At 63.2% G+C, this 22,177-nt stretch carries 22 protein-coding genes; 10 read left to right on the forward strand and 12 right to left on the reverse strand.

Going from position 1 to position 22,177, the window contains the following annotated elements; genetic code table 11:
* Positions 1-477, reverse strand: coding sequence for a YchJ family protein (locus tag PP4_RS05385; protein WP_016498240.1), 477 nt, complete (start codon positions 475-477; stop codon positions 1-3).
* Between the two features lie 2 nt (positions 478-479).
* Positions 480-974, reverse strand: coding sequence for a DUF6231 family protein (locus PP4_RS05390; protein WP_016498241.1), 495 nt, complete (start codon positions 972-974; stop codon positions 480-482).
* 159 nt (positions 975-1,133) lie between these two features.
* On the opposite strand from PP4_RS05390, the gene PP4_RS05395 reads away from it, so the two are divergent.
* The 4 genes from PP4_RS05395 to PP4_RS05410 all read left to right on the forward strand — a co-directional run bounded on the left by PP4_RS05395 (position 1,134) and on the right by PP4_RS05410 (position 3,759).
* Positions 1,134-1,826, forward strand: a complete 693-nt coding sequence (locus PP4_RS05395) for an OmpA family protein (RefSeq protein WP_016498242.1) — start codon at positions 1,134-1,136, stop codon at positions 1,824-1,826.
* 88 nt (positions 1,827-1,914) lie between these two features.
* Positions 1,915-2,634, forward strand: a complete 720-nt coding sequence (locus PP4_RS05400) for an OmpA family protein (RefSeq protein ID WP_016498243.1) — start codon at positions 1,915-1,917, stop codon at positions 2,632-2,634.
* Positions 2,635-2,732: 98 nt separating this feature from the next.
* On the forward strand, positions 2,733-3,008 hold the full coding sequence (locus PP4_RS05405) for a DUF1145 domain-containing protein (protein ID WP_016498244.1): 276 nt from the start codon (positions 2,733-2,735) through the stop codon (positions 3,006-3,008).
* Positions 3,001-3,759: a hypothetical protein gene (locus PP4_RS05410; protein ID WP_016498245.1), complete on the forward strand. Its 759-nt coding sequence runs from the start codon at positions 3,001-3,003 to the stop codon at positions 3,757-3,759. The genes PP4_RS05405 and PP4_RS05410 overlap by 8 nt, the downstream gene beginning before the upstream one ends.
* A 198-nt stretch (positions 3,760-3,957) precedes the next feature.
* Here the strand turns inward: PP4_RS05410 and PP4_RS05415 are convergent, their stop codons facing one another.
* The gene (locus PP4_RS05415; protein WP_016498246.1) at positions 3,958-4,422 is read right to left on the reverse strand and encodes a CopD family protein; all 465 of its coding nucleotides are present in this window, start codon (positions 4,420-4,422) and stop codon (positions 3,958-3,960) included.
* Between the two features lie 98 nt (positions 4,423-4,520).
* Here PP4_RS05415 and dinG point away from each other — a divergent pair, with 98 nt between their 5' ends.
* The 5 genes from dinG to pdxH all read left to right on the forward strand — a co-directional run bounded on the left by dinG (position 4,521) and on the right by pdxH (position 11,995).
* Positions 4,521-6,665, forward strand: coding sequence for an ATP-dependent DNA helicase DinG (gene dinG / locus PP4_RS05420; RefSeq protein ID WP_016498247.1), 2,145 nt, complete (start codon positions 4,521-4,523; stop codon positions 6,663-6,665).
* An 80-nt stretch (positions 6,666-6,745) separates the two neighbouring features.
* Positions 6,746-8,980: a beta-galactosidase gene (locus PP4_RS05425; RefSeq protein WP_016498248.1), complete on the forward strand. Its 2,235-nt coding sequence runs from the start codon at positions 6,746-6,748 to the stop codon at positions 8,978-8,980.
* 110 nt (positions 8,981-9,090) lie between these two features.
* Positions 9,091-10,236, forward strand: coding sequence for a serine hydrolase domain-containing protein (locus PP4_RS05430; protein WP_016498249.1), 1,146 nt, complete (start codon positions 9,091-9,093; stop codon positions 10,234-10,236).
* A gap of 99 nt (positions 10,237-10,335) precedes the next feature.
* Positions 10,336-11,328, forward strand: a complete 993-nt coding sequence (locus PP4_RS05435) for an OmpA family protein (protein ID WP_016498250.1) — start codon at positions 10,336-10,338, stop codon at positions 11,326-11,328.
* Positions 11,329-11,347: 19 nt separating this feature from the next.
* On the forward strand, positions 11,348-11,995 hold the full coding sequence (pdxH, locus tag PP4_RS05440) for a pyridoxamine 5'-phosphate oxidase (protein ID WP_016498251.1): 648 nt from the start codon (positions 11,348-11,350) through the stop codon (positions 11,993-11,995).
* A 38-nt stretch (positions 11,996-12,033) separates the two neighbouring features.
* On the opposite strand, the gene PP4_RS05445 is transcribed toward pdxH, so the two are convergent.
* Positions 12,034-12,267: a hypothetical protein gene (locus PP4_RS05445; protein ID WP_016498252.1), complete on the reverse strand. Its 234-nt coding sequence runs from the start codon at positions 12,265-12,267 to the stop codon at positions 12,034-12,036.
* A gap of 147 nt (positions 12,268-12,414) precedes the next feature.
* Here PP4_RS05445 and PP4_RS05450 point away from each other — a divergent pair, with 147 nt between their 5' ends.
* Entirely contained in the window at positions 12,415-12,879 is a 465-nt protein-coding gene (locus PP4_RS05450) for an outer membrane lipoprotein (RefSeq protein WP_009684613.1), read from the forward strand.
* A gap of 70 nt (positions 12,880-12,949) precedes the next feature.
* Here the strand turns inward: PP4_RS05450 and nhaA are convergent, their stop codons facing one another.
* The 8 genes from nhaA to livH form a co-directional block, all read right to left on the reverse strand.
* The gene (nhaA, locus tag PP4_RS05455; protein WP_016498253.1) at positions 12,950-14,125 is read right to left on the reverse strand and encodes a Na+/H+ antiporter NhaA; all 1,176 of its coding nucleotides are present in this window, start codon (positions 14,123-14,125) and stop codon (positions 12,950-12,952) included.
* A 314-nt stretch (positions 14,126-14,439) separates the two neighbouring features.
* On the reverse strand, positions 14,440-16,047 hold the full coding sequence (locus tag PP4_RS05460; RefSeq protein ID WP_041167602.1) for an NAD(P)/FAD-dependent oxidoreductase: 1,608 nt from the start codon (positions 16,045-16,047) through the stop codon (positions 14,440-14,442).
* A 103-nt stretch (positions 16,048-16,150) separates the two neighbouring features.
* Positions 16,151-16,825 (reverse strand): COG3650 family protein, encoded by a 675-nt coding sequence (locus tag PP4_RS05465; RefSeq protein ID WP_016498255.1) that lies wholly within the window; start codon positions 16,823-16,825, stop codon positions 16,151-16,153.
* Positions 16,826-17,014: 189 nt separating this feature from the next.
* The gene (locus tag PP4_RS05470) at positions 17,015-18,433 is read right to left on the reverse strand and encodes an IS1182 family transposase (protein WP_016498256.1); all 1,419 of its coding nucleotides are present in this window, start codon (positions 18,431-18,433) and stop codon (positions 17,015-17,017) included.
* Positions 18,434-18,530: 97 nt separating this feature from the next.
* Positions 18,531-19,232, reverse strand: a complete 702-nt coding sequence (locus PP4_RS05475; RefSeq protein WP_016498257.1) for an ABC transporter ATP-binding protein — start codon at positions 19,230-19,232, stop codon at positions 18,531-18,533.
* On the reverse strand, positions 19,233-20,000 hold the full coding sequence (livG, locus tag PP4_RS05480) for a high-affinity branched-chain amino acid ABC transporter ATP-binding protein LivG (protein WP_003254878.1): 768 nt from the start codon (positions 19,998-20,000) through the stop codon (positions 19,233-19,235). It lies immediately after the preceding gene.
* On the reverse strand, positions 19,997-21,253 hold the full coding sequence (locus PP4_RS05485; RefSeq protein WP_016498258.1) for a high-affinity branched-chain amino acid ABC transporter permease LivM: 1,257 nt from the start codon (positions 21,251-21,253) through the stop codon (positions 19,997-19,999). Before PP4_RS05485 ends, livG begins: the two co-directional genes overlap by 4 nt.
* Positions 21,250-22,173, reverse strand: a complete 924-nt coding sequence (gene livH, locus PP4_RS05490) for a high-affinity branched-chain amino acid ABC transporter permease LivH (protein WP_008097482.1) — start codon at positions 22,171-22,173, stop codon at positions 21,250-21,252. Before livH ends, PP4_RS05485 begins: the two co-directional genes overlap by 4 nt.
* Between the last annotated feature and the right edge of the window lie 4 nt (positions 22,174-22,177).

Here is a 22,177-nt window from a genome sequence, read left to right on the forward strand (position 1 = left end):
TCAGCTACCCACGTAACTGGCGCAGCATTTCTTGAATTTCTGCCCGCTGGCGCAAGGGCAGGGGTCGTTGCGCCCGGCCTTCAGCCCAACCGTAGGGTCGATGAAATACCAGCGCCCGGCATGCTGGACGAACGCCGAACGTTCACGGTGCTGGTGATCGCCATCCTGGTCGTGCCAGCGCGCGGTGAAGGTGACAAACCCGTGCTCCGGCTGGCCGCCCAGTACTTCGGCGTCTTCCACCTCCAGGCCCAGCCAGGTGCTCTGGGCGCTCCAGGCCGCCATGGCGGCCTGGTCCAGTTCGGCTTGCTGGGCCGGCAGGGTGGTGGCCACCAGGTAGTCGACCAGGCCCAGCACGTAGGCGCTGTAGCGTGAGCGCATCAGCGCCTGGGCATCCGGTGCCGGGGTGCCTGCATGGTAATGCCCGCAGCAAGCGTCGAGCAGGTTGCCACTGCCGCAAGGGCAGACCGAGACACTCATCATCACCACCAGTACTTGCCGAAGTTTTCAGGGTTGGCCCAGAACCTGGCGTTGAGCCAGTCCGGGACCTGCTTGTAGTCATGTAGATCATAGGTGAACAGGCTCAATACCTGCTGGTCACGGCAGAATTTCTCGCTGGCCGACAGCGCCAAGGCAAAGAAGTCGGTGTCTTGCCAGCCGCAGGCGGCCAGGTCGGCCAGCACCGCTACCCGGCTGGCATTGAGGTTGCGAATGCCGCCGAGCAGTTCCAGGCCGGTGCGCTTGGGCAGGTGTTCCAGGCAGTCCACCAGCACCGCCAGATCAAAGCGTTGGGCCGCCAGTCCGGCCGGCAGCGGGCCCGGGGCAGCCGTGGCGATCGTCACCTGGGGGTGCGCCTGGGCGAAGGCGTCCAGCGCCGGGAAGCGCGTGCCGACCAGTAGCAGGCGTTGCGGGGTGAAGCGTTCGAGCAGGGCCGCCAGGGCTTGCTGCGGCGTGCGTTGGGAAAAACCGTCGGTCATTGCCAATCCTCGTTCAAGTCGTCCAAGACTAGCGGGCCGCGGCGTGTGGGCAAAGAGGCATGTGACCACGTCGTGGCTTATTGCTGGCAGGGTTGGAAAGCGCGGTCTTTACTCCCAGAGATCGGCCTTATGCCGATTCCCCCTAGGAGAAGCAATGAAATGAGCATAGTACGCACAGCGTTACCCCTGGTACTGCTCACCAGTGTGTTGACTGGTTGTGCAGGTTTGCAAAAAACCGACTGGCCGAAATGTGCCGCCGTCGGGGGTGTAGGCGGCGCCGCTTTGGGCGCTATTGAAAGTTCCAGCTGGGCTGGCTGGGGTGCGTTGCTGGGCGGTGGCCTGGCGGCGGGCTATTGCTGGGCCCATGGCGATGGCGACGAGGATGGCGACGGCGTGCCGGATAGCCGTGACAAGTGCCCGGGCACCCCGCGTGGTGTGCAGGTCGATGCCAACGGCTGCCCGCCTGAGCCGGTAGCGGTGGTGGAAGAAGTGGTGGTGCAGAAGGAGGAAGTCATCGTCATCCGCGATGTGCACTTCGAGTTTGATTCCGCGCGCCTGACCGCCAGTGACAAAGAGCGCCTCAATACCATTTCCACGCGTCTGAAGCAGGAAGCGCCATCCGCTCGCCTGAGCGTCAGCGGCCATACCGACAGCGTTGGCTCCGACAGCTACAACCAGAAACTGTCCGAGCGCCGCGCCCACTCGGTAACCGATTACCTGATCGAGAGCGGCGTACCGCGCAGCAGCTTCGTTTCGGTGGTAGGTGCCGGTGAAACCCAGCCGGTGGCGGACAATGCCACGGCCGACGGGCGTGCCATGAACCGCCGTACCGAAATCAAGATCCAGCGGTAGACGGCATGCGCCCGTGCCTTGAGCAGTGGCGCGGGCGCGTCTTCATGCCGGTCAGCCGTTCGTGGCCGATGACACAGGAGCATTCAGCATGAGTGTGACGTCGAAGGCGGCATTGCCGTTGTTGGTGGCTGCCAGCCTGCTCGCGGGTTGTGCAACCCACAGCGATGGTAGTGCGCCGCTTAACCAAAGGACCTGGCCCATCTGCAGCCTGCTGGGTGGCCTGGTCGGTGGCGGCCTGGGCGCTATTGAAAGTTCTACCTGGGCCGCAGGTGGCGGTGCCCTGGGCGCGATCGCCGGTGGGCTGATCTGTTACGCCCAGGATGGTGACGAAGATGGCGACGGTATTTTCGACCGCCGCGATCATTGCCCCGATACCCCCGCCAACACTGCAGTCGACCACATGGGGTGCCCGCTGAAGGAGTACCCGTCAGCGGCGCCCGCCACTGCACCTGAGCCCTCGCCAGAGGTGATCATCCTCGATGACAATGGTGCGGTGATGTTTGCCTTCGATTCCGCCGACCTGACCCCGGCGGCGCAGCAACGCCTGCAAGGCCTGGTGGCAAAACTCGACTCGCCGACGATAGCCAGGGTGAGTGTGATCGGGCACACCGACAACGTGGGTTCCGATAGCTACAACCAGGCGCTTTCCGAGCGCCGTGCCAGCAGCGTTGCCGAGTACCTGATCGGTCAGGGCCTGGAGCCGGGCAAGGTCACCAGCCAGGGCCGCGGAGAAAGCCAGCCGGTCACCGATAACGAAAGCGAGGAGGGCCGCGCGCGCAACCGACGGGTGGAGCTGCACCTCAACTGAGCGGTGCTGGCGCCTGACTTGACATTGCAGTTAATGTGGGTCGCACGGCCCGCTCGAACGGGCCGCCTCGACATAACAACATTCAATAGGGGCGGGGTATGAAGTTCATCCTGGGCCTGGGCAAGGTCCTGACGGTCGCTTTCTGGGGTGTGGTGTTGTTCAATCAGTTGATGCCACAACCTGTGCCTTTCAATGTGTTGATCAATGCCGCTGGCATCGTCCTGTTCGGCTTGCACCTGCTCGAGGTGCTGTTCTTCAATGGCAGCCTGCGTGGGCGCAGCCACCGCTGGTTCGACCGTTTGCAGATCCTGCTGACAGGTATCTTCCATGTCATGTCCATTCCCCGTGCGCAGGAGGCGCCGCGAAATGCGTAATCTGATATTGCTGGCCATGTTGGCCGCTCCCCTGGCCCAGGCTGAAAGCCTGGAGGTCGCCGCCAATTCCATGCTGCGCCTGCCCGACAAGTCGGCCAGCGTGCACTTCACGCACCTGCGTGTCGCGGATGCGGCAACCCTGCTGCTGCCTGCCTCGCTTGCGCAATTGACGGTCGACCAGCTGGAACTGGGGCGTGATGCGCGCATCGCCATCGCACCCTCCGATAGCCCCCTGGTGATCGAGGCGCGTAGCGCGAAGTTGGGTGAGGGCAGTGAATTCAGTGCCCCCGGGGCGGCGGGTAGTTATCAGCGGGCAGCTCGTCCGGGCCGCAGCCTGGACCTGAAACTGGCTGAAGTGGATGCCGAACGGGTGGCGATCGATGCCCGCGGTGGCGCGGGCGCTCCGGGTTATGTGGGGCTTGATGGTGGCAACGGCCAGGCGGGTGGCTGCACCTGGGGCCAGGCCAGTCGTGGTGCCAATGGCGATAACGGCGGCGACGGGCATGATGGCGCGCCGGGAGGGCGCATTCGCCTGAGCGTGCCGCAGGGCTTCGCGCAAGAGCGCGTTGTCGTGCGCCTGGATGGTGGCGCCCCAGGCAAGCCCGGGGCGGCGGGCAAGGCGGGTAAAGGGGGGGCTAGCAAGGGTTGCCTGGTGTACAGCACCGATGCTGGCGCCAATGGCCGGCCAGGGCAGCCTGGGCAGCCCGGCCTGGCAGGCGCCGCAGGTGAGCTGATTCTGCAGCACCTCTGAGCACTGTGGGCGGCATCCTTTGGGGGAGCGGCCTTGTGTCGCGATTGGTCCGCGAAGCGGCCCCAGGGTTTCAGTACTGATACGCAAATCGGGGGGGCTGCTTCGCAGCCCAATCGCGACACAAGGCCGCTCCCACAGGTATCGCGCAAGTTTTCAGATAATAAGCAAGGCCATTGCCCTGCCAGCCTCCGAGAGCTGTCAGATCATCAGGCGCGAACTGGCCACAGCGACCACTGCCAGGCCCAGCAGCAGGTTGATCCCCACCATCCGCCGAATCCGCCCCAGCACCGCCGCACCCGTCGGCCAGTCCTCGGCCTGCACCGCCGTCTTCAGCTCCGGCAGCAGCAGCGCCTGAATGCGCATGAACAAGGCAAACATGGCGATGCCGCCACCGATCATTACCTGCACGTACTTCGGCGCAGTCTCGAAGCCACTGAAACGCACGTGCAACATGCCGATACCACTTATCGCCAAAATCGCCACCGCCAGCCAGACCCAGCCGAAGAAGCGTCGGAAAACTTCCACCCACAGCCGCAGCCGCGCAGGCCCTTCAAGGGCTGCAACCGTTGCCGGGCGCAGCACCAGCCAGGCGAAGAACATGCCGCCAACCCATACCAGGGCAGCCAGAACATGCAGTGTGTAGGGCAGGGCAAAGGCGAGCATCCGGATCTCCATGCGGCATAAAGGGCAATAGCGGGGTATGATAGCCGCCCCATGCGAAACACTGAAAATATATCCAGCCCGACGGGCGCCTGCAGACCATGATCAGCAACGAACTCAAAGCCACCATCCAGGGCGCCTACTCGCGTTTTCTCGAAGCCAAAAGCCTCAAGCCTCGCTATGGCCAGCGCCTGATGATCGCCGAAGTGGCCAAGGTGCTTGGCGACATTGCCTGCGACGATGAAGGCCGCCGTGCCGGCGAGCCTGCCGTTGTGGCCGTGGAAGCGGGCACCGGTACCGGCAAGACGGTGGCCTACAGCCTGGCCGCCATCCCGGCCGCCAAGGCCGCTGGCAAACGCCTGGTGATCGCCACCGCTACCGTGGCCCTGCAAGAGCAGATCGTCTTCAAGGACCTGCCCGACCTGATGCGCAACAGCGGGCTCAATTTCAGCTTCGCCCTGGCCAAGGGCCGTGGCCGCTACCTGTGCCTGTCCAAGCTCGACATCCTCCTGCAGGAGGGACACGCCCAGTCCGCCACTGCCCAGTTGTTCGAGGAAGAGGGCTTTCGCATCGAGGTCGACGAGCGCAGCCAGAAGCTGTTCAACAGCATGATCGAGAAGCTTGCCGGCAATCGCTGGGATGGTGACCGTGACAGCTGGTCGGAAGCCCTGGAAGACCAGGACTGGGCCCGCCTGACCACCGACCATAGCCAGTGCACCGGCCGCCACTGCCCGAATTTCCAGCAGTGCGTGTTCTACAAGGCCCGTGAAGGCATGGGCAAGGTAGACGTGATCGTTACCAACCACGACATGGTGCTGGCCGACCTGGCGCTGGGCGGGGGGGCAGTGTTGCCCGATCCGCGCGACACCATGTACGTGTTCGACGAAGGCCACCATCTGCCAGACAAGGCCATCGGCCACTTCGCTCATTATTCGCGCCTGCGCTCCACCGCAGACTGGCTGGAACAGACCGCCAAGAACCTGACCAAGCTGCTGGCCCAGCACCCGCTGCCCGGCGACCTGGGCAAGTACATCGAGCAGGTGCCAGAGCTGGCGCGCGAAGTGCGCACCCAGCAGCAGTTCATGTTCACACTCTGCGAGCAGGTTGCCGACTTCCGCCCCAGTGAAGACACCGAGGGCCGCGAGCGCCCGCGCTATCGCTTCGAAGGCGGCGTCGTGCCGGAACAGCTGCGCGAAGTGGGTATCGAGCTGAAGAAGGGCTTTGCCCGCCTCAACGACCTGTTTACTCGCCTGGCCGACCTGCTCAAGGAAGGCATGGACGGCGAGGTCAACATCGGCATTGCCAGCCACCAGGCCGAGGAGTGGTACCCGCTTTTCGGCAGCCTGGTCACCCGTGCCCAGGGCAACTGGGAACTGTGGACGGCCTTTACCGCCGAAGACCCGGAAGACAGCCCGCCCATGGCTCGCTGGCTGACGCTGGCCGAGAGCGGTGCGATGTTCGACATCGAAGTCAACGCCAGCCCGATCCTCGCCGCCGAGATGCTTCGCCGCAGCCTGTGGAGCGTTGCACACGGTGCGCTGGTGACGTCGGCGACGTTGACCGCGCTGGGCAAGTTCGACCGCTTCCGCATGCGCTCCGGTTTACCGCGTGATGCGATGACCTGTGTGGTGCCCAGCCCGTTCGTGCACGGCGACGCTGGCCTGTTGCGGGTGCCTGACCTCAAGGCCGACCCACGCGACGCGGCGGCACACACCGCGGCAATCATCCGCGAGCTGCCGAACATCGTCGAAGATGCCCGTGGCGCGCTGGTGCTGTTCTCCTCGCGCAAGCAGATGCAGGATGTGTTCGATGGCCTGGACCGTGACTGGCGCAAGCTGGTCCTGATACAGGGCAACCTGTCCAAGCAGGAAACCCTCAACAAGCACAAGGCGCGGGTCGACGATGGCCAGCACAGCGTGCTGTTCGGCCTGGCAAGCTTTGCCGAGGGTGTCGACCTGCCTGGCGCCTATTGCGAGCATGTGGTGATTGCCAAGATTCCATTTGCCGTGCCCGATGACCCGGTCGAAGCCGCACTGGCGGAGTGGATCGAAGCCCGCGGCGGTAACCCGTTCATGGAAATTGCCGTACCCGACGCCTCGCTGAAGCTGATCCAGGCCTGCGGGCGCCTGCTGCGTACCGAGCAGGATCGCGGTGTTATCACCTTGCTTGACCGGCGCCTGGTCACCCAGCGCTACGGCAAGGCTATTCTCAATGCGCTGCCGCCGTTCCGGCGGGAGATTTCCTGACCGCCGGAGCACTTGCTCCGGCGCGTTGTCCATTACTCAGTCTTGGTCCCGCAAGGGGCCTGAAGGAGAGCCCCAGCCCTATGGTCCGCCTCACCCTGCCCGCCGTTTTCGCCCTGTTGTTCAGCTCGCCCTTGCTGGCCGGGCAGCAGACGCTGTTCAGCTTCGTGCGCCCGGCCTCGGTGGTCAATGTGGTGACCGAGGATGCCGGCATGCCGCAGTACAACGCGGAGCAAACGGCCGAGGGCGAGGTATTGCGGCGTGTGGTGTTCAACCCGGTCGAGCGGCCCACCCTGCGGCTGAGCCCGCAAGGCGGGGCGTGGGATTGGTCCACCGGGCAGTTCCTCACGTTGCGCATGCAAAGTGCCATGGACTGGGCGCTGACGGTGGATGTGACTGTGCAAGGCAGCGATGGCCGCACCTTGACCAGCCGCGTTGACCTGCCGGCCGGCCCCGCTCAAACCGTGATGGTGCCGCTGACGGCCAGCTCGCCGCTGAGCCAGGGCATGCGCGCCGGCCCACCCATGCCGTGGAACCATGGTGGCCAGCGCTTGCTGCTGACCAGCAGCGCGGGCGCGGTAGACCTCAAGCAGGTGGCCTCGGTCAGCCTGAGCATCCCCAGCCCCAAGGTGGCGCAGAACCTGCTGATCGAGCGGGTGGGCATTCAGGACGACGACCAGGCCTACAAGGCGGCCTATAAGGAGCTGATCGATGCCTATGGCCAGTCCACGCGCGGCAATTGGCCCGAGAAGGTGGCCAATGACGAGCAGCTCAAGGCGGCCGATACGCGTGAACAGCAGCAGCTCAAGGGCTGGCTGGCTGAACGCGGCAAGCAGCAGCTCGATGGCTATGGCGGGCTGCTGGCAGGGCCGGCCTTCGAGGCCAAGGGCTTCTTTCGCACCGAAAAGCGTGATGGCCGCTGGTACCTTGTAACACCGGAAGGGCACCCGTTCTATTCCCTGGGGGTGAACGCCGTCGCCGCAGATGGCGGGCGTACCTACGTCGCCGGCCGTGAAGGCATGTTCAAGGCGTTGCCGGGCGAGGGCGATGCACTGGCCGCATTCTACGGCGAGGGCAACAACGACGATGGCAATGCCTCGTCGCAAGGGCGCCACTTCAAGCAAGGGCGCTGGTTCGATTTTTATGCCGCCAACGTGCAGCGTACCTACGGCAAACCCTGCCCGCCTGCCGCAGAAGGGCAGCCAGCCAACTGCCCGCCACTGGTCCTGGACGCTGCCCGCTGGCAAACGCATGCGCTGGACCGATTGCAGGCCTGGGGCTTCAACACGGTCGGCAACTGGAGCGAGCCCGCCCTGGGCCTGGCCAAGCGCATGCCCTACACCCTGCCGCTGTCGATCGTGGGTGATTACGCCAGCATCAGCACCGGCATGGACTGGTGGGGCAGCATGCCCGACCCGTTCGACCCGCGTTTTGCCATGGCCACCGAGCGCGCCGTGGCCATTGCCGCCCGTGATCACCGTGACGATCCTTGGCTGATTGGCTATTTCGCCGACAACGAGCTGGCCTGGGCTGCCCCAGGCAGCGACCCTAAAGCCCGGTATGGCCTGGCTTATGGCACTTTGCGCCTGACCACCGATGTACCGGCCAAGCGCGCCTTCCTCAAGCAGTTGCGTGACAAGTACCGCAATCAGCAAGGGCTGTCCAAGGCCTGGGGCATCGAACTGACCGCCTGGGAGCTCATGGAAGACCCGGGCTTCGAGGCGCCGTTGCCCGACCCGCAACACCCGGAAATCGAGCGCGACTACCAGCACTTCCAGCAGGTGTTCGCCGAGACCTACTTCAAGACCATTGCCGATTCATTGAAGTGGCACGCCCCCAATCACCTGCTGCTCGGTGGCCGTTACGCGGTGAGCACGCCGGAGGCGGTCAAGGCCTGTGCCGAGTTCTGCGATGTGCTCAGCTTCAACTTCTATACCCTCAAGCCGCAGGACGGCTACGACTTTGCCCGCCTGGCCGAGCTGGACAAGCCGGTGCTGGTGTCCGAGTTCCAGTTCGGTTCACGCGATCGCGGGCCATTCTGGCCGGGGCCGCTGGAGCTGGCGCGGGAAGAAGACCGCGGCCCGGCTTACGGAAACTTCCTCAAGGCGGCCCTGGCGCAGCCGATGATCGTTGGTGCGCACTGGTTCCAGTACCTCGACCAGCCGGCCAGCGGCCGCCTGCTTGACGGCGAAAACGGCCACCTCGGGCTGGTGGCGATCACCGATGTGCCGTACCCGGGGTTTGTCGACGCTGTGCGCAAGAGCAACCTGCAGGCGATGGGCCAATTGCGAGCCCTGCTGAAAAAACCGGCTCCCTGAGCACGAAGCTACCGTTCGTCGCGACCATTTGGCCCAAGCCAGTTTGCAAAACACCCAACTACTGAAACAATGCACACCTTTTTTGGACATGGTCCTACGGAGTACAGCGGGTGCAGATCCAGGGTCACTATGAGCTGAAGTTCGAAGCCGTGCGCGAAGCCTTTGCCGCGCTGTTCGAAGATCCCCAGGAGCGTGGCGCTGCGCTGTGCATCCAGGTCGGTGGCGAAACCGTCGTCGACCTGTGGGCCGGCAGTGCCGACAAGGATGGCCAGCAGGCCTGGCACAGCGACACCATCGCCAACCTGTTCTCCTGTACCAAGACCTTCACCGCTGTCACCGCCCTGCAACTGGTGGGCGAGGGCAAGCTGGCCCTCGATGCACCTGTGGCCAATTACTGGCCCGAGTTCGCCCAGGCCGGTAAACAGTCGATCACCTTGCGCCAGCTGCTCAGTCACCGCGCCGGCTTGCCGGCCATCCGTGAGCTGCTGCCCGCCGAAGCCCTGTACGACTGGCAGGCCATGGTCAATGCCCTGGCGGCTGAAACGCCATGGTGGACACCCGGTAGCGAACACGGTTATGCCGCCATCACCTACGGCTGGCTGATCGGCGAGCTGATTCGCCGCGCCGATGGCCGTGGCCCTGGCGACTCGATCGTGGCCCGCACCGCCCGCCCGTTGGGATTGGACTTCCATGTTGGCCTGGCAGACGAAGAGTTCTACCGCGTGGCGCACATCGCCCGTGGCAAAGGCAACCCCGGGGACGCCGCCGCGCAGCGCTTGCTGCAGGTGACCATGCGCGAACCCGAGGCGCTATCGACCCGTGCTTTCACCAACCCGCCGGCGATCCTGACCAGCACCAATAAGCCGGAATGGCGACGTATGCAACAGCCGGCGGCCAATGGCCATGGCAATGCCCGCAGCCTGGCAGGGTTCTATGCCGGTTTGCTGGACGGCAGCCTGCTCGAATCCGAACTGCTTGATGAACTGACCCGCGAGCACAGCCTCGGCCAGGACCGCACCTTGCTCACCCAGACCCGCTTTGGTCTGGGCTGCATGCTCGACCAGCCTGATGTGGCCAATGCCACCTTTGGCCTCGGCGCCCGTGCCTTCGGCCACCCAGGTGCTGGTGGCTCGGTCGGTTTTGCCGACCCGGAGCACGACGTGGCCTTCGGTTTCGTGGTCAATACACTTGGTCCCTACGTGCTGATGGATCCACGAGCCCAGAACCTGGTCCGTGTTCTTGCCAGTTGCCTTTGATCGGGTAATGCGGGTATTGCCCCGCCCCTTTGACTATCCTCAATGCCAACGCCTCATGTGCGTTGGCAAAATCTCTTTCTAATTCATGGTGTATCGCTGATGTCTTCACATAAAACCTTAGCACTCGCCCTGTGCCTGACCGCCGTTACCGGCTGCGCCAGTCATTCTCCGGACGGCTCCAAGGAAGGTGGCTCCAGCTGGTGGCCTTTCGGTTCCGACAAGGTCGCCGAGCAGGAAGTGAAGGCAGCCGTCACCGAAAAAGTGGCCAAGGCCGATGCCAAGTCCGAAAGCGCCAGCCGCTGGTGGTGGCCGTTCGGCGGCGATGACAAGCAAGCCAAAGGGCCGGTCGTGCCGAAGATCGACCAGAAGGCCACCCAAGCCTGGCTGGACGAGTACGAGCCCAAGCTGCGCGAAGCCATCAAGGACAGCAAGCTGGAGCTGGAGCGCCGCGACAATGTGCTGGCGGTCACCCTGCCGGTGGACAGCTCGTACAACCCTGATCGCCCGAACATGCTGCTGCCAATGACCCTCGGCCCGATCACCCGTGTGGCCAAGACCGTCGAAGGCGACCCCAAGACTGCCGTGCTGGTACTGGGCCATGCCGACAGCAGCGGCGTTGCCGCTGCCAACCAGAAGCTCAGCCTGGAACGCGCCGCTTCGGTATCGGCCATCTTCCGCCTTAGCGGCCTGCAGCGTGACCGCCTGACGCTCAAGGGCATGGGCTCGGTGATGCCACGTGCCGCCAACGACAGCATCGAGGGCCGTGCCCTGAACCGCCGCGTGGAAATGCTGCTGACCCCGCAGAACACCATGGTCGCACTGTTGGCCAAGTACCAGCAGGCCGCCCCGGCACCTGTCCCGGCATCGATGGTTGCGGTGCAGGATGCCAAGGCACCTGCAGCCAAGGCCGTCGACAGCAAGCCAGCAGCCAAGAAGCCTGCGGCGAAGAAGCCTGTTGCCAAGGCCAAGGCCCCTGCCAAGACCACGGCCAAGAAAACATCTGCGCCGGCCAAGGCAGCCGCCAAGCCTGCCGCCAAGAAAGCTACCGCTGACAAGAAAGTAGCTGCCAACAGCCCTGCGAAGACCAACTGATCGTCAAGGAAACGCAGCAATGACCCAATCCCTGGCCGATATGCGCCGCGACTACACCCGTGATGGCCTGGCCGAAGCCCAGGCCCCGGGGGAGCCGTTCGCTTTGTTCCACCAGTGGTTTGCCGATGCGGTGAAGACCGAGCAGGTACCGGTGGAAGCCAATGCCATGACCCTGGCGACTGTGGACGGCGAAGGCCGCCCACATTGCCGCGTACTGTTGTTGAAGGGGCTCGATCAGCAGGGCTTTACCTTCTTCACCAACTACGAGAGCGCCAAGGGCCAGCAACTGCAGGCCAACCCTTTTGCGGCCATGACCTTCTTCTGGCCGGCGTTGGAGCGCCAGGTGCGCATCGAAGGGCGGGTGGAAAAGGTGACGGCCAAGGAGTCGGACGACTACTACCAGGTGCGCCCGCTGGGCAGCCGCCTGGGCGCCTGGGCTTCGCCGCAGAGCCGGGTGATTGCCGGTCGTGAAGAGCTGGAGGGCCTGGTCAAGGCCACCGAAGCGCGCTTCTCCGACACCCAGCCGCACTGCCCGGAGCACTGGGGTGGTTATCGCCTGTTGCCTGAGCGCATCGAGTTCTGGCAGGGGCGGGCAAGCCGCCTGCATGACCGGTTGAACTACCGGCTGGTGGATGGGCAATGGCTGCGGGAGCGGCTGGCACCCTGAGAATTTGGGGCCGCAAAGCGGCCCCAGTGATCCACAGACTACCCCGGATAACCCGCCGCCTCGCGCTCCAACCACCCCGCCAGTTGCTTGCGCCCCACCTTCTCCCGCCGCGCCTGCGCCAACCTTTCCAGCATGAACGTGCGCTTTTCAGGGTCTGTCCCCGCCAGCGACAACGCGAGGTCACGGTCCATCCAGCGGCGCATGCGTACATACAGCCACCAATGGAAATACAGCCCGGCAACGGTGGTGACCACGACGATGAAGTAATCCATGGCTATCCTTGGTCTCAATTTATGAGCCTATGGCACAACCGCACAGGCTGTACCCCGGCTGAATGAAAACAATTTTATTGCGTTTGTACCGTGACAGCCGTCAACGTGCAGCGTCTAATGAGCACCTGACTTATGGAGACTTTACCCATGCGTAAATCCGCTTTGCTGGTGGCGACCTTTACCACCATGTCGCTGCTGCTGGGGGGCTGTGCCTCGAGCCTGACCGGTGACAGCTACTCCCGTGATGAAGCCCGCCGCGTGCAAACCGTGCGCATGGGCACCATCGAATCCCTGCGCCCGGTCAAGATCGAAGGTACCAAGACCCCGATCGGCGGTGGCGCTGGCGCCATCGTTGGTGGCGTAGCCGGCAGTGCTGTAGGCGGTGGCCGTGGCAGCATTGTTGCAGCCGTGATCGGTGCCGTGGCCGGTGGCCTGGCCGGTTCCGCTGCAGAAGAAGGCCTGACCCGCACCCAAGGCGTCGAAATCACCGTGCGTGAGGACGATGGCAGCATGCGTGCCTACGTGCAGGCCGTGCAGGAGAACGAAATCTTCCGCGTTGGCGACCGCGTGCGCATCATGACTGTTGATGGCACCAGCCGCGTTTCGCACTGACCGTAGCGCAGTAAAACAAAAACCCCGACATGGCCGCTGCCAGTCGGGGTTTTTTCATGCTTCAGTAACGTCAACCAACACGGGTTTTGCGGCTGGCCATGGCGATGACGGCGTAGCCGATCACTGCGGCGAAGAACGAGCCGGTAAGAATACCCATGCGGTCCATACCGGCGTAATCGCTGCTACCCGGGGCGAAGGCGAGCGAACCAACGAACAGGCTCATGGTGAAGCCGATGCCGCAGAGTATCGCCACCCCCAGTATTTGCCCCCAGCCGGCACCCTCAGGCAGCGCGGCCAGGCGCAGCTTGACCGCCAGCCAGGTCAGGCCGAAAACGCCCACGGTCTTGCCCAGCAGCAGGCCAACCGCGATGCCCATCGGCACCGGGTGGGTGAAGCTGTCTACGCTCATGCCTGCCAGCGAGACGCCGGCATTGGCGAAGGCAAAAATCGGCAAAATGGCATAAGCGACCCAAGGATGCAGGGCATGCTCAAGGGACAGCAGTGGCGAAGTCTCGGCGTTGCGGGTACGCAGCGGGATGCACAAGGCCAGGGCGACACCGGCCAGCGTGGCATGTACGCCACTCTTGAGTACGCAGACCCACAGGATCAGGCCAATGATCATGTACGGCCCAAGCTTGACCACGCCAAGCCGGTTCATCGCTACCAGCACCACCAGGCAGGCCGCAGCCAGTAGCAGCGACACGCTCGACAGGGTCCCGGAGTAGAACAGGGCGATGACGATGATCGCGCCCAGGTCGTCGATGATCGCCAAAGTCATCAGGAACAGTTTCAGCGATACCGGTACGCGTTTGCCCAGCAGGGCCAGCACGCCAAGGGCGAAGGCGATGTCGGTGGCAGTGGGGATCGCCCAGCCGGCCACGGCCGCCGGGTTGTCTCGGTTGATGAACCAGTAGATCAGTGCTGGCACCACCATGCCACCCACGGCAGCAGTGGCAGGCAGGATCACCTGGGCAGGTTTGGACAGGTGGCCGTCGACCACCTCGCGCTTGACCTCAAGGCCGATGAGCAGGAAGAACAGGGCCATGAGGCCGTCATTGATCCACAGCAACAAAGGCTTGGCGATATTCAGCGCGCCGACCTGGACGGCGACGGGCACATCGAGCAGCCCGCTGTACAGGTAGGACAGTGGCGAGTTGTTGATGATCAGTGCCATGACGGCGGCGGCGATCAGCAGCAGGCCGCTGGCGGCTTCAAGCTGGAAGAAACGGGTAAACAGGCTACGCACGGGCTATAGGCTCTCCATGAGCAGTTTACGAATGATACGGGCGTACACCCTAGCCTGTGACGATATGCTTTAAAACAAAAACTATATTCGTTTTTGTTATATGGTGTTGCCGGCTAGGCTGTGTGAAGCCTAGATGCAGACGGGGGTGGAAGGGGGAGGGAATGCCTGATGTTCGGGTTGGATATTTCTGATTCCTGCAAGGGCTCTTTCGCGGGGCGCGCCCGCTCCCACAGCTACTGCGCAGTTCTCAAGTACTGTGCAGTAGCTGTGGGAGCGGGTTCACCCGCGAAAGGGCCCTGACAGGCGACACAAAATTACAGGCCGAGCATATCCCGCGCTACCGCCTCGGCAATACGGATCCCGTCCACACCCGCGGACAGAATGCCGCCCGCGTAGCCGGCGCCTTCACCCGCCGGGAACAACCCTTTCAGGTTCAGGCTCTGGTAATCCTCACCCCGGGTAATGCGCAGTGGCGACGAGGTCCGCGTCTCGATCCCGGTCAACACCGCGTCATGCAGGTTGTAACCCTTGATCTGGCGGTCGAACGCCGGCAGTGCCTCACGGATGGCTTCGATGGCGAAGTCGGGCAGACTCGGCGCCAGGTCACCCAGGGTCACGCCTGGTTTGTAGGACGGTTCGACACTGCCCAGGGCGGTCGATGGCCGGCCTGCAACGAAGTCACCCACCAGCTGCGCCGGGGCCTGGTAGTTGCTGCCGCCCATCACGTAGGCGTGGGCTTCCAGACGCTCTTGCAGTTCAATACCGGCCAGCGGGCCGCCCGGGTAGTCGCGCTCGGGGTCAATGCCGACGACGATGCCAGAGTTGGCGTTGCGCTCGTTACGCGAGTACTGGCTCATGCCGTTGGTGACCACCCGGCCTGGTTCGCTGGTGGCGGCGACCACGGTGCCACCCGGGCACATGCAGAAGCTGTATACCGAGCGGCCGTTCTTGGCGTGGTACACCAGCTTGTAGTCGGCGGCGCCGAGTTTCGGGTGGCCGGCGTACTTGCCCAGGCGCGCTTTGTCGATCAGCGTTTGCGGGTGCTCGATACGGAAGCCGACCGAGAACGGCTTGGCTTCCATGTACACGCCCTTGGCATGCAGCATGCGGAAGGTGTCGCGGGCGCTGTGGCCAAGGGCCAGGACCACATGGCGCGAGTGCAGCTGTTCGCCACTCTCCAGCACCACGCCGGTCAGTTGGCCGTCTTCGACCAGCAGGTCGGTGACCTTTTCCTGGAAGCGTACTTCCGCGCCGAGGGCGATCATGTCCTGGCGCATCTGCTCGACCATGCCGGTAAGGCGGAAAGTGCCGATGTGCGGTTTGTTGATGTACAGGATCTCGTCCGGCGCACCGGCCTTGACGAACTCTTCCAGCACTTTGCGGCCGTGGTGCTGCGGGTCCTTGATCTGGCTGTACAGCTTGCCGTCAGAGAAGGTACCGGCGCCGCCTTCGCCGAACTGTACATTGGACTCTGGGTTGAGCACGCTTTTGCGCCACAGGCCCCAGGTGTCCTTGGTGCGCTGGCGCACCTCCTTGCCACGTTCGAGGATGATCGGCTTGAAGCCCATCTGCGCCAACAGCAGGCCGGCGAAGATGCCGCACGGGCCGAAACCGACCACGATCGGGCGTTCCTGCACGTCGGCCGGGGCGTGGCCGACATACTTGTAGGTCACGTCCGGTGCCGGGCCGATGTTGTGATCGTCGGCGAACTTGTCGAGCAGCTCGGCTTCGTTGCTGGCTTCGAGGTCGATGGTGTAGATGAACAGCAACTCGCTGTTCTTCTTGCGCGCATCGTAGCTGCGCTTGAACAGGTTGAAGCTGAGCAGTTGCTCGTCGCGGATGCCCAGGCGCTGGACGATGGCTTCACGCAGCGCTTCGTCGGGATGGTCCAGGGGCAGCTTGAGTTCGGTGATTCGTAGCATGGCAGGGTCCAGTATCCCGGCCATGGGCGGCCGGCGGCTTTACACAAACCGCCAAGTATAAGCTGTTAGCCGCCCCGACTGGCAGGATAAAAGCACCCGGCGATCAGTTGTCGCGCGCGCCACCGTAGTAGCCGCAGCCCTGCAGGGTCTTGCCGTCGATGCGCAGCTCGGCACGCAGGTGGTGGATGGCGCCCGTGGCGCTGTCTACGCAGCGCTGCGGCGCGACCCACAGTTCCACGTGCTGGCCGTTGGCTTCGCTGGTAAGGGTCAGGCCGCCGCCGGGTACTTCTTCTTCCAGAAACGGCAGGGGCAAAGGCTGCTGGCCCACGCGACTGACCACCATGCCCTTGCCGCTGGCCTTGATATCCCACTCGGGTTCATGACCATTGGCGCGCAGGGTCAGCTGCTTGAAGTTGGGGTCTTCGCAGGCGCGCGTGGAGGGTTCCAGGCGGTACAGGCGGCGCACTTCCAGCTGGCCGTCGTTGTTGGCCTGCTTGCTGCCGGTGAGGCGTCCACGGACGTCGGCGAACAGTTTGTCGTTGGCGTCTTTGGCGAGGTTGGCGGCCTCCTGCAGGATGCCGGTGGCACCGACGTCGTTGATCACGAATGTGCGGTTTTCGCTGCACGGCTTGAACAGCAGCTGGCCACCGGCGGCACGCAGTTCGCCCTGCATGCGCGTGGTGCCGATATTCGGGTCGCTTGGCGCGTCAGCCATGAGCTGGCAGCCGGCGAACAGGGGCAGCAGGGCGGTGAGCAGCAGGGTGGGGGTGAGGCGCATGGGGCGAACTCCGGGGATCTTTTCCAAAGAGCTGGCCACGTTACGCAGGGTGTGCGGGGATCTCAAGTCATACACATTCAGCAGGCATGAAAAAGGGCCCGAACAGACTGTGTGAAAACGCACTGGTAGGCCCTATACCAAACGCCCCGACTTGTTCGGGGCGTTTGTTTTTGTGCTGAAAAAGGCCCTTCAGCCCATCAGTTGCATGATTTGCTTGGCACCCAGGACACTAATCGCCCGCTTGAGGTTGTAAGCGGTCACAGCGAGAGCCATTTCAGCTCTTGTGCCTGCGAGTTGTCGCAGCAGGAAGCGCCCGTTGCCAAACAGCCATTGTTTGAGATTGCCAAACGGGTGCTCCACGATGGATCTGCGCCGTTCCATCATCTCTGGATGCATCTGCATCCGCTGCGCCATACGCTCAAAGGCTTCCTCTTGAGCGTGGCGCGAGACATAGCGGCGCTTGGCCGTCGTGCATTGGGATTTCAGCGTGCACCCGGCGCAATCACTGATCGCCGCCTGGTAGATCCGGTCGCCCTTGTGACGCTGCTTCAGCGTTAGCCACTGCCCTGCCGGGCACTGGTACCGATCCTGTTCGGCGTCGTAGGTAAAGTCCTTGCGCTCGAATAATGCCTCACCGCCTGGGTTCGAGGTTCGGTTTGGCGGAACGTACGCGGTAATGGAGGCTTCCTCACATGCCTGGAACTGCTGGCCATTCGAGTAACCCATATCAGCTGTAACGGTCAGCGCTTTCTGTTTCAGCTCAGCCTTGGCCGCTTTAGCCATGGGTTCAAGCTGCTTGCGATCATCGCCCTCTTGCGTCACCTCGTGATGCAAAATCAGGCAGTGTTCTGCGTCAACGGCGGTCTGCACGTTATAGGCAACCCGCGCTCCTTTGGGAGTGCGCATCATGCGGGCATCGCTTTCGTGCGTGTTGAATTGCTCCAGCCCCATTGATTTCATCAAGGCCTGGCAAGTGCGGTTGTCTTGCTGCTTGGCCTCAAGCTTCGCCAAGGCCGCTTTGATCGCAGTGCGATCGACCACTTGCTCGCCCTCAGACTTGTCAGCGGCATCCAGATCAGCCAGATATTGGGCGATCCGCTTGTCCAGTTTCTCATCCTGACGCTTGAGTTGACTCAGGTTCAAATGGCGCCGGGGGGAAGCGACCGCCTGAAACTTGCTGCCGTCGATGGCAACCAAGTCACCAGCAATCAAACCGGCGGTTCGGCAGAACTGTACAAACGCCCGGCACGTCGCAACGAAAGCGGCTTTGTTGTTCTTGCGAAAGTCAGCGATGGTCTTGAAGTCAGGTTTGAGCCGGTTGATCAGCCACATCACCTCGATGTTGCGCTGGCACTCGGCTTCCAAACGCCGCGAGGAACGGATGCGCTGAAAATAGCCATAGAGGTAGAGCTTGAGCTGATCGGCGGGGTCGTAGGCGGGGCGCCCTATGGCCTTGGATTGCGCTTTTTCGAAGCCGAGCTGGCCCAGGTCGAGCCTGGCGACATACAGGTCAATGACCCGTACGAGGTGATCTTCCGGGATCAGCTCCTCCAGCGAGACCGGGAACAGACTGGTCTGGCTGCGAGACTCTCCTTGTATGTAGGCCATAACGAAAAATGCTCCGTATCTTCCGATACGGAGCATTCTCTTAAAGGGCCGGGCAGAATGCTAGGTTTTCACACAGTCTGCGAAGGCCCTTTCCGGATCAACCCCCCAGGTACGCGTCGCGCACCTTCGGGTCGGTCAACAGCGCTTCGCCCGTCCCCTGCATCACCACCCGGCCGTTCTCCAGCACATAGGCGCGGTCAGCGACCTTGAGCGCCTGGTTGGCATTCTGCTCCACCAGGAACACGGTCACGCCGTCGCGGCGCAGCTGTTCGATGATGTCGAAGATCTGCTGGATGATGATCGGCGCCAGGCCCAGCGAGGGCTCGTCGAGCAGCAACAGCTTGGGCTTGCTCATCAGCGCCCGGCCAATGGCGAGCATCTGCTGCTCGCCACCAGACATGGTGCCGCCACGCTGGATATAGCGCTCCTTCAGGCGCGGGAACAGCTGCAACACCTTGTCCAGCTGCTCCTGATAGTCGCCCTTGTTGGTGAAGAAGCCACCCATCGCCAGGTTTTCCTCGACGGTCAGGCGGGCGAACACGCGGCGGCCTTCAGGCACCACGGCAATGCTCTTGCGCATGATGTGCGAGGACGGCTGGCCGACCAGTTCTTCACCCAGGTACTTGATGCTGCCACTGTGTGCCTGCGGCGAGCCGCACAGGGTCATCAGCAAGGTCGACTTGCCGGCGCCGTTGGCACCGATCAGGGTGACGATCTCGCCCTGGTTGATCTCCACGTTCACGCTGTGCAGCGCCTGGATCTTGCCGTAGAAGGTGGAAACGTTTTCGAACTTCAGCATTTACGCTTCCCCCAGGTAGGCTTTGATCACATCAGGGTTGTCGCGGATCTCTTCCGGCGTGCCGTGTGCCAGGGGGGTGCCCTGGTTGATCACCACGATATGGTCGGAGATGCTCATCACCAGCTTCATGTCGTGCTCGATCAGCAGCACGGTGACGTTGTGCGACTCACGCAGGTAGGCGATCAGTGCCTTGAGGTCTTCGGTTTCCTTCGGGTTCAGGCCCGCGGCCGGTTCGTCGAGCATGATGATGCGCGGCTGGGTCATCATGCAGCGGGCGATTTCCAGGCGGCGTTGCTGGCCGTAGGCCAGGGTGCCGGCGGTACGGTTGGCGAATTCGGTCAGGTTGACCTTCTCCAGCCAGTACTGCGCGCGTTCCATGGCCTCCTTCTCGCTGCGGCGGAAGCTCGGGGTCTTGAACAGGCCGGCGAAGAAGTTGGTGTTCAGGTGACGGTGCTGGGCGATCAGCAGGTTTTCCAGCGCGGTCATTTCCTTGAACAGGCGCACGTTCTGGAAGGTCCGCACCACGCCCTTGCGGGCGATCTGATGGCCGGCCAGGCCCTGGATCGGCTGGCCATCGAGCAGGATGGTGCCGCCGCTGGGCTTGTAGAAACCGGTCAGGCAGTTGAACACGGTGGTCTTGCCGGCGCCGTTCGGGCCGATCAGCGCCACCACCTGTTTTTCCTTGACGGTCAGGGCCACGCCGTTGACCGCCAACAAGCCGCCGAAGCGCATGCTCAGGCCGCTGACTTGCAGAATTTCACGGCTCATCGATGCAGCTCCATGTGTGGACGTTGCATAGGCAGCAAGCCTTGCGGACGCCAGATCATCATCAACACCATCAGCGCACCGAACATCAGCATCCGGTATTCGCTGAACTCACGCATCAGCTCGGGCAGCAGGATCATCACGATGGCCGCGAGGATCACGCCCAGTTGTGAGCCCATGCCGCCGAGCACGACGATGGCGAGGATGATCGCCGACTCGATGAAGGTGAACGACTCCGGTGTGACCAGCCCTTGGCGGGCGGCGAAGAAGCTGCCGGCAAAACCGGCGAACGCGGCGCCCAGGGTGAAAGCCGACAGCTTGATCACGGTCGGGTTCAGGCCCAGCGCACGGCAGGCGATCTCGTCTTCACGCAGGGCTTCCCAGGCGCGGCCGATCGGCATGCGCAGCAGGCGGTTGATCACGAAGAGCGCGAGCAGGGCCAGCAGCAGGGCTACCAGGTAGAGGAAGATGACCTTGTTGATCGAGTTGTATTCCAGCCCGAAGAACTCGTGGAAGGTCTGCATGCCCTCGGCGGCACGGCGTTCGAAGGTCAGGCCGAAGAACTCCGGTTTGGGGATGTTGCTGATGCCGTTGGGGCCGCCGGTCCAGTCGGTGAGGTTGCGCAGGAACAGGCGGATGATCTCGCCGAAGCCAAGGGTCACGATCGCCAGGTAGTCACCGCGCAGGCGCAGCACCGGGAAGCCAAGCAGGAAGCCGAAGGTGGCGGCCATCAGGCCGGCAATCGGCAGGCACACCCAGAAGCTCCAGCCCAGGTAGTGCGAGAGCATGGCGTAGCTGTAGGCGCCGACGGCATAGAAGCCGACGTAACCGAGGTCGAGCAGGCCCGCCAGGCCGACCACGATGTTCAGGCCCAGGCCCAGCAACACGTAGATCAGGATCAGCGTGGCGATGTCGACCGCACCGCGCGAGCCGAAGAACGGCCACACCAGTGCCGCAACGATCAGACCAATGATCACATAGCGCTGGGTCTTGGGCAGGGTCAGGTAGTTGCTGACGGCCGGCGGGATCAGCTTGCGATCCGAACGGCGGCCCATCACCGAACTCCACTGCTTGTCGAACAGCACGCGCAGGAACATCAATACCGAGCACACGGCGATGATGCTGATGGTGAACGAACCCTGACTGTGCACGACCAGGCTGATGCCGTCGATGCTCAGTTTCAGGCCCAGCACCGGGAAGGCCACGGCCCAGACCAGCAAGGCGCTGAAGAACGCCTGTTTGAGATTTTTGCTCATACTTTTTCAACCTCCGGGCGGCCCAGGATGCCGGTCGGCCGGAATAGCAGGACAAGAACCAACAAGCCGAATGCCACCACGTCCTTGTACTGGTCGCCGAAGATGTCGGCGCCAAAGGCTTCGGCTACACCCAGCACCAGCCCGCCGAGCATGGCGCCCGGAATGCTGCCGATGCCACCCAGCACCGCCGCGGTAAAGGCTTTGAGGCCCACCAGGAAACCGGCGTTGGGGTTGATCACCCCGTACTGCATGCTCAGCAGCACGGCCGCCACCGCCGCCAGGGCGGCACCGATGACGAAGGTGAGGGCGATGATGTTGTTGGTGTTGATGCCCAGCAGGTTGGCCATCTTGATGTCTTCGGCGCAGGCGCGGCAGGCGCGGCCCAGGCGGGAACGGGAGATGAACAGGGTAAGCAGGGTCATTGCCACGAGGGTGACCACGAACACCAGGATCTGCATGTAGCTGATCAGAACCTCCTCCGCACCGCCTGGCCCGAACGAGAAGCTTCCGGGGATCAGGTTGGGGATGGACTTGTCCTTGGAGTCTTGCGACAGCAAGACGGTGTTCTGCAGGAAGATCGACATGCCGATGGCGGAAATCAGCGGGATCAGACGGTTGCTGTTGCGCAAGGGGCGGTAGGCAACCCGTTCGATACTGTAACCATAGGCACTGGTGACGAAGATCGTCGCGACGAAGGCAACGGTCATCAGGATCGGCAGCGAATGGATGCCCATCATGGCCAGGCCCGCGAGGGCGATGAAGGCCACATAGGAACCGATCATGTACACCTCGCCGTGGGCGAAGTTGATCATGCCAATGATGCCGTACACCATCGTGTAGCCGATGGCGATCAAGGCATAGGTGCTGCCGATGGTCAATCCATTAACCAGTTGTTGGAAGAAATGGTAGATCTCAGGCATTACA

This window comes from Pseudomonas putida NBRC 14164, from assembly GCF_000412675.1.
GTDB classification, from domain to species: domain Bacteria; phylum Pseudomonadota; class Gammaproteobacteria; order Pseudomonadales; family Pseudomonadaceae; genus Aquipseudomonas; species Aquipseudomonas putida.